The following is an 11,799-nucleotide window of genomic DNA, read 5'->3' as shown; positions in this document are numbered from 1 at the left end:
GGGCGCGCGGTACGAGAAGGGGCCGGACTGGCAGCCCTTCGCGGTGCGCGACGGCTGCCTGATCACCGGGCAGAACCCGCAATCGTCCGATCTGGTGGCGCACCACGTGCTGGTGGCGCTGGGGCTGGGCGACCCGGTGGTGGCCGAGGAGGAGCGGCTGCGCGAGCGCGCCTACGCCATCTGGGAGGAGGAGGGCCGCCCGCACGGCCGCCACGAGGAGCACTGGGCGCGCGCCACGCAGGAGGCGGCGGCCGCACTCCGCGACCTGAACCGGGAGACGAAGCTGCGCCGGCCCGGCGAGACGGCGGTGCGCGGCCAGCAGCCGGGCACGGTGGTGGAGGGTGCGGGGCCGGACGGCCCGACGCTGGGCGGCACGGGGCACGGCGGCACGCTGCGTGCGCCGCGCCCGCGCCAATAGACGGGAGGGGGGTCAGCTGTCCTTGGGCTTGTGGTGGTTGTCGCTCACCGGCTGGACGCCGTTCTGCTGGTCGGGCTGCTGGGCCTGGTCGGGCTTGCGCTCTTCCGGGTTCTGGGGCGGCTGCTGGGGCGGCTGCTGATGCTGCTCGCGCGGCTTCGGGCCGGCCTTGACGTCGTCGTAGACGGCCTTGGTGATGCCCATCAGCTCGTCCTTGGACAGCCGGCCGATCAGCGCGTAGGCCAGCTGGCCCTCCACCCAGTAGAAGGTGGCGATGTCGCCCTGCTGGGCGAAGCTGAACGAGGTCTCCTTGCCGGCCGGCGGCGGGCCGACGAACAGGGTGATCCGCTTGCCCTGGTCGTTGATGTACATGTACTGGGCGCCCGCCCCGGTGTCGGTGGGCAGCGAGCGGCCGCCGATCAGGCGGTAGCCGGCCTTCGACAGGTCCGGCCCGAAGATCGACTTGCCGACGCGCTGGGACAGGAAGTTGTCCAGGGCGCCGGGGTCCTCGGCCCCCATCTCGACCTGATAGCGCTCGTCGGAGGTGTAGAAGCGGTGGGCCTGCGTGGCCTCGTTGGCGAAGGTCTGCAGGGTCTGGCGCTGCTGCGGCGGGGCGGTGACGCCGCGGCCGAAGTAGCCGCCGGCGGCGGCGCCCACCACCAGCACCACGGTGGCGGCGATGCGGGTCAGCGGGCGTGCGTGCCAGGCCGGGCGGTTGTCGTTGCCGGCAAGGCGGCCCTTCAGGCGCGTCGCCAGCTCGTTCACCTCCGGCCCCGGATCCTCGCGCAGGACCGGGTCGAACATCTCGTGCAGGAGGGCCGCCTGGGCGCGGTAGTCCTCCACCTTGCGGGCCGCCTCCGGGTCCTCGGCCAGATGGCGTTCCACCGCGATGCGGCGGGTGCCCTCCAGCTGGCCGTCCGCGTAGGCGTGCAGTTCCTCGTCCTTGACCCGATGCGCTTCCATCACTTCACCCTTCGCAGGGCCACGGAGGCCCCGTTCGCCAGCTTCGCCCGCACCGCCTCCCGGCCCCGCGAGAGGCGCGACATGACGGTCCCGATCGGCACGCCGATCATCTCGGCGACCTCCTCGTACTTCAGGCCCTCCAGCGCCACGAGCAGCAGCACCTGGCGCTGCTCGTCGGGCAGTTCGTCGAGGGCGCGCATCATCTCGCGCACCTCGACCCGTTCCTCCTGCCGGGCGGGCGTGGTGAGGCGGTTCTCCACCGACTCGACCGTCACCTCGTCCGGGCGGGACGCGCGGGACCGGACCTGATTGACGTGGACGTTGTGCAGGATCGTGAACAGCCACGCCCGCATGTTGGTCCCCGTCTGGAAGCTGTCGGCCCGCGCGATCGCGCGTGCCAGCGCCTCCTGCACCAGATCCTCGGCGTCCGCACGGTTGCGCAGCAGTGCGCGCGCATAGCGGCGCAGCGACGCGATGTGGACTTCCAGCTCGGCCCCGAAACTGCTCAACCGCGCACCTGCTGTGGTTCGGATGGTCCGCTCTTACGTGTGCGGCCCACCCAGAGGTAGGAAGACGCGGCCACGCTGCCCAGGGTCGCCCGAGGAACCGGTGTCACCTGCACAAACGCGCCCGCTCATCGTTTATTCCAGACTTTGGAGCCCGTGCAGCAAAATTTCGTCGGAATCGTGGCAGGACCATGGGGAATACGCCATTTGCCCGCATTGCCTGCCGCGAAAAATGGGCGCACCCGCGTCGGACGCCCCGCGCCGCGGCCGGCCGGCGCAAAGGCCGGCTTGCTGCCGGAAGCGATGCCGGCCATCTTTGTTTCCAAAGATTAGGGCAGTCGAAGGAACGGGGGAACGCCGTGATGCGAATGGTGATCGCGCTCATGCTCGGTCTCGTCCTGGCGGGCGGAAGCGCCCGCGCCGGGGACGCGGTGCGCGTGGGCTCCAAGCTCGACGCCGAGAGCGGGCTGCTCGGGACCATGATCCTGCAGGTGCTCCAGGCCAACGGCATCCCGACCGAGAACAGGATCCAGCTCGGCCCGACGAAGATCGTCCGCGGCGCGCTGCTGGCGGGCGAGATCGACATCTATCCGGAATACACCGGGAACGGCGCCTTCTTCTTCAACATGGACAGCGACCCGGCGTGGAAGAACGCCCAGGCCGGCTACGAGATGGTCCGGCGGCTCGACCGCGAGCGGAACAACATCGTCTGGCTGAAGCCGGCGCCGGCCAACAACACCTGGGCGATCGCCGTGCGCAAGGACGTCGCGGCGCCCAACGGGCTGGCGAGCATGGACGATTTCGCCCGCTGGGTCACCGCCGGCGGCAAGGCGAAGATCGCCGCCTCGGCGGAGTTCGTCGAGAGCCCGGCGGCGCTGCCGTCCTTCCAGAAGACCTACGGCTTCACCCTGCGGCCGGAACAGATGCTGGTGCTGGCGGGCGGCGACACCGCGGCGACGATCCGGGCGGCGGCCGAGGGGACCTCCGGCGTCAACACCGCCATGGTCTATGGAACCGACGGCGCCATCTCCGCGCTGGACCTCGTGGTGATGGGGGACACGAAGGGCGCGCAGATGGTCTACGAGCCGGCGCCGACCATCCGTGCCGCGGTGCTGGAGGCGCACCCGAGGATCGGCGAGGCGCTGGCCCCCGTCTTCGCCTCGCTGGACGCCGAAACCCTGCGCACGCTGAACGCCCGCATCTCGGTCGAGGGACAGGACGTGAAGCAGGTCGCCACCGCGTACCTGACGTCCAAGGGGTTCCTGAAATAGCCGCCGGATGATCCGCAACCGCGTCCTGTTCGTGCTGGCCGCGGCGGCGGTGGCGGCGGCCGCCCTGCCGTTCCTGAGCTTCGCGCCCAACCGGCTGCTGTCGGGGCGGGGCGTTCCGCTGTCGGCGGCGCTGGACCTGCCGTGGGGGCTGGCGCTGCTGCCCGGCGGCGTGCTGCTGGCCGCGCCGTTCCTGCGGCCGTCGCGGGGCGTGCTGGCGGCGGGCGCCGCCGCCGCCATCCTGTTCGCCGCCGGGCTGCTCTGGCTGGCGGGACACCACGCGGCGCACCTCGGCGCATCGGCCTCGGCCGCGGCGCGCGCGTCGTTCGGCAGCGGGTTCTGGGTGATGGAGGCGGCGGCGCTTCTGGCCGCGCTGGACGGCGTGCGCCGCCTGGGGCTGGCGCCGGCCCCGCGGGTCGCCGTGGGGATGGGGGCGGCGCTGCTGATGGTGGCGCCGCTGGCGGCGGGGCACCTCGACCAGCTGTCGATCCTGAAGGAATACGCCAGCCGCCGGGATGTCTTCGCCGACGCGGTGGTGCGGCACGGCGTCATCGTCGTTGCGGCGCTGGTGCCGACGCTGCTCGTCGGCGTGCCGCTGGGGGTGCTGGCGCAGCGCCGCCGCGCCGTGGGCCGGCTGGTGTTCCCGGTGCTCAACGTGGTCCAGACGATCCCGTCCATCGCGCTGTTCGGGTTGCTGCTGGCGCCGCTGTCGGCGCTGGCCGGCGCCCTGCCCTGGCTGGGGATCAGCGGCGTGGGGCTGGCACCGGCGGTCATCGCGCTGACCCTCTACTCCCTGCTGCCCATCGTGCGGAACACGGCGGCCGGGCTCGACGGCGTTCCGGACCCGGTGCGGCAGGCGGCGCACGGCATGGGCATGACGCCGGCCCAGGTCTTCCTGCGCGTCGACGTGCCGCTGGCGCTGCCGGTCTTCCTGTCGGGCCTGCGGATCACGCTGGTGCAGGCGGTGGGGCTGGCCGCGGTGGCGGCACTGATCGGCGCGGGCGGCCTCGGCGCCATCATGTTCCAGGGGCTGTTCGCCAACGCCCTGGATCTGGTCCTGCTGGGCGCGGTGCCGGTGATCCTGCTGGCCGTCGCCGTCGACGCGTCGCTGCGGCTGGTCACGGCCATGATCGGGGCGATGATCGGGGCGGCGGGCGGGGCGTCCAGGGGGAGGCACCCGGCATGATCGCGTTCGAGCGCGTGACGAAACGGTTCGGGCCGTGGACCGCGGTGGACGACGTGTCCTTCACCGTGGGCGAGGGCGAGTTCTGCGTGCTGATCGGCCCGTCGGGTTCGGGCAAGTCCACGCTGCTGAAGATGGTCAACCGGCTGGTCGCCCAGGATGCCGGCGCCATCCGCGTGGCCGGCGAGGACATCGCGGGCGTCGCGCCGGAGGAACTGCGCCGGCGCATGGGCTACGTCATCCAGTCGGTGGGGCTTTTCCCGCACTGGACGGTCGAACGCAACATCGCGACCGTGCCGGTCCTGCTCGGCTGGCCGAAGGGGCGCGTGCGCGACCGGGTGGCCGAGCTGATGGACCTTCTGAAGCTCGACCCGGAACGCTTCCGGGACGCGTTCCCGCACCAGCTTTCCGGCGGCCAGCAGCAGCGCGTCGGCGTGGCCCGCGCGCTGGCCGGCGATCCGCCGATCCTGCTGATGGACGAGCCGTTCAGCGCGCTCGACCCGATCACCCGCGACACCCTGCAGGGGGAACTGGCAAACATCCACCGCCAGACCTGCAAGACCATCGTCTTCGTCACCCACGACATGGACGAGGCGCTGAGGCTGGCGGACCGGATCGCCGTCCTGGAGCATGGCCGGCTGGTCCAGTGCGCGACGCCGCGCGACATCCTGACCCGGCCCGCCCGGGACATCGTGCGCGACCTCGTCGGCCGCGAGGAATGGGGCCTGAAGCGGCTGGCCGTCGAGACGGTGGGCGACCGGGCCCGGCCGGCCGACGGGACGTCCGCCCCGCCGCCCGGCGAGCCGCTGCCCAGCGCGGCACCGCTGCGCCGGGCGCTGTCCGAGATGGTCGCGCGCGGGACGGACCGCCTGCCGGTCGTCGACGAGCACGGGCGGGCGGCGGGCGTCCTCCACCTTACCGACCTCGTGCGGCCATGACCGGCGGCGTGCCGCGCGGGGGCCGGGGAATGGCGATGCTGGCCGACCGCCTGGTGCTGGCGGTGCTGGCGCTGGCGGCGCTGGTCCTCGGGATGCCGGTGCTGAAGCCGCTGTTCGCAGCACTCTACCCGGCGCTCGACCGGCCGCTGTACGAGGGCGACAGCTTCCTGGCGCTCACCGCCGGCCATCTGGCGCTGGTCGGCCTGTCGGGCCTGACGGCGGCGATCGTCGGCGTCACGGCCGGGATCGCCGTGACGCGGCCGGCGGGTACCGAATTCCGCGGCCTGATCGAGGCGGTGGTCACCGCCGGGCAAACCTTTCCGCCGGTGGCGGTCCTCGCCGTCGCCGTGCCGGTCATGGGGTTCGGACCGGAACCGGCGCTCATCGCGCTGACGCTCTACGCCCTGCTGCCCATCGTGGAGAACACCATCGCCGGCCTCGAAGGGGTGCCGGACGCCGTGCTGGAGTCCGCGCGGGGCCTGGGCATGCGGCCGGCCGAGGTCCTCGTGCGGGTCGAGCTGCCGCTGGCGGCGCCGGTGATCATCGCCGGCATCCGCACCGCCGTCGTGATCAACGTCGGCACCGCCGCCATCGCCTCGACCGTGGGGGCCAAGACCCTGGGCCTGCCAATCATCGTCGGACTGAACGGGGCGAATCCGGCCTACGTGGTCCAGGGGGCCGTGGTGGTCGCGGCGCTCGCCGTCGTCCTCGACGCCGGGTTCGACCGGCTCGCATCCCGGCTGTCGCGGTGGCGGCGGGCATGAAGCGCGGTGGACGCGGGGCTTCTCAGCCCGCCGTTACCCCCGCCATCACCAGAGCGTCCGCCTGCCGCTCCATCTCCTCCTTCAGCGCGGCGGCGAGGCGGCGGAAGGTCTCCTTGCGGCCCGACGTGCGGCGCCAGACGAGGCCGATGCGGCGGTAGGGGCGCTCCCCCACCAAGGGGCGCACCACCAGATCCAGGCCGCGCAGGATGCCGGCGTCCAGCGCCATCTGCGGCAGCAGCGTGATGCCCAGGCCGTTCGCCACCATCTGCACCAGCGTGTGCAGGCTGGTGCCCTGGAAGGTGGTGTTGCGGCGCGAATCCTCCAGCGCGCAGGCGGCCAGCGCGTGTTCGCGCAGGCAGTGCCCATCCTCCAGCAGCAGCAGGTCCTCCACCGCCACATCGGCGGGGTGGGCCGCCGCCAGCCGCTCGAATCGGTGGCCGGGCGGGCAGACGACCGAGAAGCGGTCCTCGAAGATGTCCACGCTCTCCACGTCGCCCGAGGGATAGGGCAGCGCCAGCAGCGCGGCGTCCAGCTCCCCGGTGTCGAGCCGGTCGAGCAGGCGCGCCGTCTGATCCTCGCGCAGGTAGAGCTTCAGCTGGGGAAAGGCGGCGCGCAGGCCCGGCATCACGCGCGGGATCATGAACGGCCCGATGGTCGGGATCACGCCCAGGTGCAGCGGTCCGGACATGGGATCCTCGGCCGAGCGGGCGATGTCCACCAGATCCTCGGCCCCCTTCAGCAGCGCCCGCGCCCGCTCGGCGATCTCGCGGCCGAGCGGCGTGGGCATGACCGAGCGCTTGGTGCGCTCCAGCAGCGGGGCGCCCAGCAGGTCTTCCAGTTCCTGGATTCCCGCGCTCAACGTCGACTGGCTGACGAGGCACGCCTCGGCGGCGCGGCTGAAGTGGCAGCGGTCGACGACGGCGACGAGGTAGCGCAGCTGGCGCAACGTCGGAAGCGGTTTCATGGAACCATTCTAATCGGTTTTTTCGATCAACGCGATCTGAATTTTCTGTTTCCAGTGATGACCGGGTCCCCCTATTTTCGCTGTGGTCAAGCGGCCAACGAGGAGAAGCCGGCTCTTGGCGGACGACCGCGGCCCAGGCCCCCAGGGGGTGCGGGGCGCGGATGAGGACACCAGGACAACGCGCCTTCCACCTATTTAACTCAGCGGAGTGAATTGATGTCTCTGATCAACACCGAGATCAAGCCGTTCAAGGCCACTGCTTTCAAGAACGGCAAGTTCATCGAGGTTTCGGACGCCGACCTCAAGGGCAAGTGGTCGGTCGTGTTCTTCTACCCGGCCGACTTCACCTTCGTCTGCCCGACCGAGCTGGAAGACCTCGCCGACAACTACGGCGCGTTCCAGAAGCTGGGCGTCGAGATCTACGCCGTCTCGACCGACACGCACTTCTGCCACAAGGCGTGGCACGACACCTCGCCGGCGATCAGCAAGATCGAGTACACGATGGTCGGTGACCCGACCGGCACCATCACCCGCAACTTCGGCGTGATGATCGAGGAAGTCGGCCTGGCCGACCGCGGCACCTTCGTCGTCGACCCGAACGGCAAGATCCAGATCGTCGAGATCACCGCCGGCGGCGTCGGCCGCAGCGCCACCGAGCTGCTGCGCAAGGTGAAGGCCGCCCAGTACGTCGCCGCCCACCCGGGCGAGGTCTGCCCGGCCAAGTGGGAGGAGGGCCAGAAGACCCTCGCCCCGTCGCTGGACCTGGTCGGCAAGATCTAAGCCGCACCGGCCGGCCCGTTCCATGAGAACCGCCGGCCATTCCATGTGAACCGTGGACGGCTCGGGGCCCGGAATTTCCGGGCCCCGGGTGCGAAAAACTCTGCGCGCCCGGCGCCGGACAAGCGCCGGACCCGCTCCACCGATTTTGCCTTGGGAGCCCCGCCATGTTGGACAGCACCGTCAAGGACCAGTTGAAGGCCTATTTCGAGCGCATCACGCAGCCGGTCGAACTGGTTGCCTCCCTGGACGACGGCGCCAAGTCGCAGGAGATGCGGACGCTGCTGGAGGAGATCGCAGCACTCAGCGACAAGATCACGCTGGTGCGCCGTGACGACGACCCCCGCAAGCCCTCCTTCGCCATCAACCGCGCCGGCACCGACGTCGGCGTGCGATTCGCCGGCCTGCCGATGGGCCACGAGTTCAATTCCCTCATCCTGGCGCTGCTCCAGGTCGGCGGCCACCCGCCCAAGGAGTCGCCGGAGGTGATCGAGCAGGTGAAGGCGCTGGACGGCGACTTCCTGTTCGAGACGTACTTCTCGCTCTCCTGCCAGAACTGCCCGGACGTGGTGCAGGCGCTGAACCTGATGAGCGTGCTCAACCCCCGGATCCGCCACGTCGCCATCGACGGCGCGCTGTTCCAGGGCGAGGTCGAGCAGCGCAAGGTGATGGCCGTGCCGTCCGTCTACCTGAACGGCGAGCCGTGGGGCCAGGGCCGCATGGGCCTGGAGCAGATCCTCGCCAAGCTGGACACCGGCGCCACCGCCCGTGCCGCCGAGAAGATCAAGGCCAAGGACGCCTTCGACGTGCTGGTGGTGGGCGGCGGCCCGGCCGGTGCGGCGGCCGCCGTCTACGCAGCGCGCAAGGGCATCCGCACCGGCGTGGCGGCGGAGCGCTTCGGCGGGCAGGTGCTGGACACCATGGCCATCGAGAACTTCATCTCCGTCCCCCACACCGAGGGGCCGAAGCTGGCCGCGGCGCTGGAGCAGCACGTCAAGGACTACGACGTCGACGTGATGAACCTGCAGCGCGCCGAGAAGCTGATCCCCGCCAGGACGCCCGGCGGCCTGATCGAGGTGCAGCTGGCCGGCGGCGCCTCGCTGAAGGCCAAGTCGGTGATCCTCTCCACCGGTGCGCGCTGGCGCCAGATGGGCGTGCCGGGCGAGGAGGAGTACCGGAACAAGGGTGTCGCCTACTGCCCGCACTGCGACGGCCCGCTGTTCAAGGGCAAGCGCGTGGCGGTGATCGGCGGCGGCAACTCCGGCGTCGAGGCGGCCATCGATCTGGCCGGCATCGTGGCGCAGGTGACGCTGATCGAGTTCGACAGCCAGCTGCGCGCCGACGCGGTGCTCCAGCGCAAGCTGCGCTCGCTGCCCAACGTCACGGTCATCACGTCGGGCCAGACGACCGAGGTGCACGGCGACGGCAACAAGGTCACCGGCCTGTCCTACAAGGACCGCACCAGCGGCGAGCTGAAGCGGATCGACCTGGAAGGCATCTTCGTGCAGATCGGCCTGGTGCCCAACACCGAGTGGCTGAAGGGCACGGTGGAACTGTCCCCGCGCGGCGAGATCGAGGTGGACGCCCGCGGCCAGACCTCGGTCCCCGGCGTGTTCGCCGCCGGCGACGCGACGACGGTGCCGTACAAGCAGATCGTCATCGCCATGGGCGAGGGTGCCAAGGCCGCGCTGTCCGCCTTCGACCACCTGATCCGCCTGCCGGTCGAAGAGGCCGTGGCGGCCTGAGGGTGAAGGAAGATTGAAGCCCTTCTCCCCTTGAGGGAGAAGGGTTGGGATGAGGGGTATTTACGCCCGGCAGGGCGGACAAAGACTCTTTTCCGGCCATCCGGCCGTAATCACCCTCACCCCAACCCCTCTCCCCTCAAGGGAGAGGGGCTTATGTTCTTCTACCGCAACATCGCCAGGAAATACCCCGCCGCCACGGCGGTGCCGATCACGCCCGCCACGTTCGGACCCATGGCGTGCATCAGCAGGAAGTTCTGCGGGTCGGCCTTCTGCCCCTCCACCTGCGACACGCGCGCGGCCATCGGCACGGCCGACACGCCGGCCGAACCGATCAGCGGGTTGATCTTCTCGGCCGACACCAGATTCATCAGCTTCGCCATCAGCACGCCCGCCGCCGTCGACACCGCGAAGGCGACGACGCCCAGCGCCAGGATGGCCAGCGTCTCCACCTGCAAGAATCGCTCGCCGGTCATGGTGATGCCGACGCTGGTGCCCAGGAAGATGGTGACCACGTTGATCACCTCGTTCTGCGCGGCCTTGGACAGGCGCTCGGTCACGCCGCTCTCGCGCAGCAGGTTGCCCAGCATCAGCATGGCGATCAGCGAGGACACGGCCGGCACCAGCAGCACGCAGGCCACCGTCACCACCACCGCGAAGACGATCTTCTCCAGCCGCGAGACGGGGCGCAGGGAGCGCATGCGGATGCGCCGTTCGTCCGGCGTCGTCAGCGCGCGCATGATCGGCGGCTGGATCAGCGGCACCAGCGCCATGTAGGAATAGGCGGCCACCGCGATGGCGGCCAGCAGCTCCGGCGCCAGCTTGTTGGACAGGAAGATGGACGTCGGCCCGTCCGCGCCCCCGATGATGCCGATGGACGCCGCCTGTTCCGGCGTGAAGCCGATGGCGACCGCGCCCAGGTAGGTGATCAGCACCCCCGCCTGCGCCGCGCCGCCCAGCAGCAGCGTGCGCGGGTTGGCGATCAGCGGCCCGAAGTCGGTCAAGGCCCCCACGCCCAGGAAGATGATCGGCGGGAACAGCTCCAGGTGCACGCCCTGGGAGATGTAGTAATAGAGCCCGCCCGCCGCTTCCGCCGTCGGCGGGTTCACCACGCCCTCCGTCGGCAGGTTGGCGAGCAGCGCGCCGAAGGCGATGGGCAGCAGCAGCAGCGGCTCGAAGTTCCGCCAGACGGCGAGGTAGAGCAGCCCCGCCACGACGGCCCACATGGCCACCATGCTCCAGGTCAGGTGCGGGATGGCGGTGAGCGCCAGCAGGTCGGACAGGGCGGTCACGGGTCTGGCCCCCTTCAGCGCAGCGTCATCAGCACTTGCCCTTCCTGCACCGCGGCCCCCGCCGACACGGCGATGGCCTCCACCGTGCCGGCGTGCGGGGCGGACACGGTGGTCTGCATCTTCATGGCCTCCAGCACCAGCAGCGGCTGCCCCGCCTCCACGCGCCCGCCGACCGCCACGCCGACCGAGACGATGACGCCGGCCAGCGGGCTGACCACGTCGCCGGGGGTGGCGGGGCGGGCCTCCACCTGGGCGGCCTTGGGCGGGCGGACGTGCTCCCCGGTGGCCGGGGCGGCGCTGCTGACGGGATAGGGGGCGCGGGACGGATCGGCGGCGGCCGGGGTGGATGCCGCGGTGGATGCCGGGCTGTCCAGTTCCTCCACGGTGACCTCGTAGGCGACCCCCTCGACGGTGATGCGGTAGCGTTTCATGGCTTGCTCTCGGGCTTTCCGGTTGGGGGCGGGTCGAGGTGCGGCGGGCCGGCGACCGTCCAGTCCCAGCGCACGCGGTGCGAGGCGAACTCCACGGCGCGGCTGTGCTGCGCCCAGGCGGGGGCACGGTGCGGCGGGGCGGCGACGTGCACCACCCGGCCCCGCCCGTCGGTGATCGCCGCCACCGCCGCGGCGATGGCGGCAAGGTGGTGCGGCGGGATGCCGGGCGCCGCCGGCACGGGGGCCGGAACGGGGGCCGGGACGGGTGGCGCCGCCCGCGCCGTGAACAGGCGGCCGAGCAACGCCACGGCACCGGCGAGCAGCGTCAGGATGCTCATGACGACCGTGAAGCCGCCGAGGACGAAGAGGACGTGCTGCATGGCGCCTACAGCGGGATGTTGCCGTGCTTCTTCGGCGGCCGCGTCTCGCGCTTGGACAGCAGCGTGCGCAACGCCAGCGACACCGCCGCGCGGGTGCGGCGCGGCTCGATCACGTCGTGGACGAACAGCCGCCCGGCCGACTGGTAGGGCGACGCGAACTCTTGCCGGTAGGCGCG

The 11,799-nt window shown here is 71.2% G+C and carries 15 protein-coding genes; 7 read left to right on the top strand and 8 right to left on the bottom strand.

Features of this window, described 5'->3' with window-relative positions:
• Positions 1 to 418: DUF2934 domain-containing protein (locus VED21_RS34095; protein WP_324890371.1), on the top strand; the 418-nt coding region annotated here is incomplete at its 5' end.
• 12 nt (positions 419 to 430) lie between these two features.
• On the opposite strand, the gene VED21_RS34090 is transcribed toward VED21_RS34095, so the two are convergent.
• The 3 genes from VED21_RS34090 to VED21_RS34080 form a co-directional block, all read right to left on the bottom strand.
• Positions 431 to 1,378, bottom strand: a complete 948-nt coding sequence (locus VED21_RS34090) for an anti-sigma factor (protein ID WP_324890370.1) — start codon at positions 1,376 to 1,378, stop codon at positions 431 to 433.
• Complete coding sequence (locus tag VED21_RS34085) at positions 1,378 to 1,887, bottom strand: sigma-70 family RNA polymerase sigma factor (protein WP_324890369.1); 510 nt, start codon at positions 1,885 to 1,887, stop codon at positions 1,378 to 1,380. The genes VED21_RS34090 and VED21_RS34085 overlap by 1 nt, the downstream gene beginning before the upstream one ends.
• Positions 1,888 to 2,012: 125 nt before the next feature.
• On the bottom strand, positions 2,013 to 2,198 hold the full coding sequence (locus tag VED21_RS34080; RefSeq protein ID WP_324890368.1) for a hypothetical protein: 186 nt from the start codon (positions 2,196 to 2,198) through the stop codon (positions 2,013 to 2,015).
• Between the two features lie 69 nt (positions 2,199 to 2,267).
• Between VED21_RS34080 and osmF the strand changes: the two genes are divergently transcribed.
• The 4 genes from osmF to VED21_RS34060 are packed head-to-tail and all read left to right on the top strand — an operon-like array spanning position 2,268 to position 6,037.
• Complete coding sequence (gene osmF / locus VED21_RS34075) at positions 2,268 to 3,155, top strand: glycine betaine ABC transporter substrate-binding protein OsmF (protein WP_324890367.1); 888 nt, start codon at positions 2,268 to 2,270, stop codon at positions 3,153 to 3,155.
• A 7-nt stretch (positions 3,156 to 3,162) separates the two neighbouring features.
• Positions 3,163 to 4,338, top strand: coding sequence for an ABC transporter permease (locus tag VED21_RS34070; RefSeq protein WP_324890366.1), 1,176 nt, complete (start codon positions 3,163 to 3,165; stop codon positions 4,336 to 4,338).
• The gene (locus VED21_RS34065; RefSeq protein WP_324890365.1) at positions 4,335 to 5,273 is read left to right on the top strand and encodes an ABC transporter ATP-binding protein; all 939 of its coding nucleotides are present in this window, start codon (positions 4,335 to 4,337) and stop codon (positions 5,271 to 5,273) included. Before VED21_RS34070 ends, VED21_RS34065 begins: the two co-directional genes overlap by 4 nt.
• A gap of 29 nt (positions 5,274 to 5,302) precedes the next feature.
• Complete coding sequence (locus tag VED21_RS34060) at positions 5,303 to 6,037, top strand: ABC transporter permease (protein ID WP_324890364.1); 735 nt, start codon at positions 5,303 to 5,305, stop codon at positions 6,035 to 6,037.
• A 22-nt stretch (positions 6,038 to 6,059) separates the two neighbouring features.
• On the opposite strand, the gene VED21_RS34055 is transcribed toward VED21_RS34060, so the two are convergent.
• Entirely contained in the window at positions 6,060 to 7,001 is a 942-nt protein-coding gene (locus VED21_RS34055) for a hydrogen peroxide-inducible genes activator (RefSeq protein ID WP_324890363.1), read from the bottom strand.
• A 216-nt stretch (positions 7,002 to 7,217) separates the two neighbouring features.
• Between VED21_RS34055 and ahpC the strand changes: the two genes are divergently transcribed.
• On the top strand, positions 7,218 to 7,781 hold the full coding sequence (gene ahpC, locus VED21_RS34050; protein WP_324890362.1) for an alkyl hydroperoxide reductase subunit C: 564 nt from the start codon (positions 7,218 to 7,220) through the stop codon (positions 7,779 to 7,781).
• Positions 7,782 to 7,945: 164 nt separating this feature from the next.
• The gene (gene ahpF / locus VED21_RS34045; protein WP_324890361.1) at positions 7,946 to 9,523 is read left to right on the top strand and encodes an alkyl hydroperoxide reductase subunit F; all 1,578 of its coding nucleotides are present in this window, start codon (positions 7,946 to 7,948) and stop codon (positions 9,521 to 9,523) included.
• Between the two features lie 161 nt (positions 9,524 to 9,684).
• Here the strand turns inward: ahpF and VED21_RS34040 are convergent, their stop codons facing one another.
• The 4 genes from VED21_RS34040 to VED21_RS34025 all read right to left on the bottom strand — a co-directional run.
• Positions 9,685 to 10,812, bottom strand: coding sequence for a sodium ion-translocating decarboxylase subunit beta (locus tag VED21_RS34040; protein ID WP_422652890.1), 1,128 nt, complete (start codon positions 10,810 to 10,812; stop codon positions 9,685 to 9,687).
• Between the two features lie 14 nt (positions 10,813 to 10,826).
• Positions 10,827 to 11,243 (bottom strand): biotin/lipoyl-containing protein, encoded by a 417-nt coding sequence (locus VED21_RS34035; protein WP_324890360.1) that lies wholly within the window; start codon positions 11,241 to 11,243, stop codon positions 10,827 to 10,829.
• On the bottom strand, positions 11,240 to 11,623 hold the full coding sequence (locus tag VED21_RS34030) for an OadG family transporter subunit (protein WP_324890359.1): 384 nt from the start codon (positions 11,621 to 11,623) through the stop codon (positions 11,240 to 11,242). Before VED21_RS34030 ends, VED21_RS34035 begins: the two co-directional genes overlap by 4 nt.
• A 5-nt stretch (positions 11,624 to 11,628) precedes the next feature.
• On the bottom strand, positions 11,629 to 11,799 hold a 171-nt coding region (locus tag VED21_RS34025; protein WP_324890372.1), incomplete at its 5' end, for a carboxyl transferase domain-containing protein.

This window comes from Azospirillum sp. (assembly GCF_035627195.1).
Lineage (GTDB): Bacteria > Pseudomonadota > Alphaproteobacteria > Azospirillales > Azospirillaceae > Azospirillum.
The sequence above is the reverse complement of the archived record's forward strand: the minus strand, read 5'-3'. Positions and strand labels throughout refer to the sequence as shown.

What these genes read in the sequence shown, in the direction of transcription:
- VED21_RS34090 (WP_324890370.1), bottom strand. Translation starts at nt 1,378, where the DNA reads ATGGAAGCGCATCGGGTCAAGGACGAGGAACTGCACGCCTACGCGGAC.
- VED21_RS34080 (WP_324890368.1), bottom strand. Translation starts at nt 2,198, where the DNA reads ATGGCCGGCATCGCTTCCGGCAGCAAGCCGGCCTTTGCGCCGGCCGGC.
- osmF (WP_324890367.1), top strand. Translation starts at nt 2,268, where the DNA reads ATGCTCGGTCTCGTCCTGGCGGGCGGAAGCGCCCGCGCCGGGGACGCG.
- VED21_RS34070 (WP_324890366.1), top strand. Translation starts at nt 3,163, where the DNA reads ATGATCCGCAACCGCGTCCTGTTCGTGCTGGCCGCGGCGGCGGTGGCG.
- VED21_RS34065 (WP_324890365.1), top strand. Translation starts at nt 4,335, where the DNA reads ATGATCGCGTTCGAGCGCGTGACGAAACGGTTCGGGCCGTGGACCGCG.
- VED21_RS34060 (WP_324890364.1), top strand. Translation starts at nt 5,303, where the DNA reads ATGGCGATGCTGGCCGACCGCCTGGTGCTGGCGGTGCTGGCGCTGGCG.
- VED21_RS34055 (WP_324890363.1), bottom strand. Translation starts at nt 7,001, where the DNA reads ATGAAACCGCTTCCGACGTTGCGCCAGCTGCGCTACCTCGTCGCCGTC.
- ahpC (WP_324890362.1), top strand. Translation starts at nt 7,218, where the DNA reads ATGTCTCTGATCAACACCGAGATCAAGCCGTTCAAGGCCACTGCTTTC.
- ahpF (WP_324890361.1), top strand. Translation starts at nt 7,946, where the DNA reads ATGTTGGACAGCACCGTCAAGGACCAGTTGAAGGCCTATTTCGAGCGC.
- VED21_RS34035 (WP_324890360.1), bottom strand. Translation starts at nt 11,243, where the DNA reads ATGAAACGCTACCGCATCACCGTCGAGGGGGTCGCCTACGAGGTCACC.
- VED21_RS34030 (WP_324890359.1), bottom strand. Translation starts at nt 11,623, where the DNA reads ATGCAGCACGTCCTCTTCGTCCTCGGCGGCTTCACGGTCGTCATGAGC.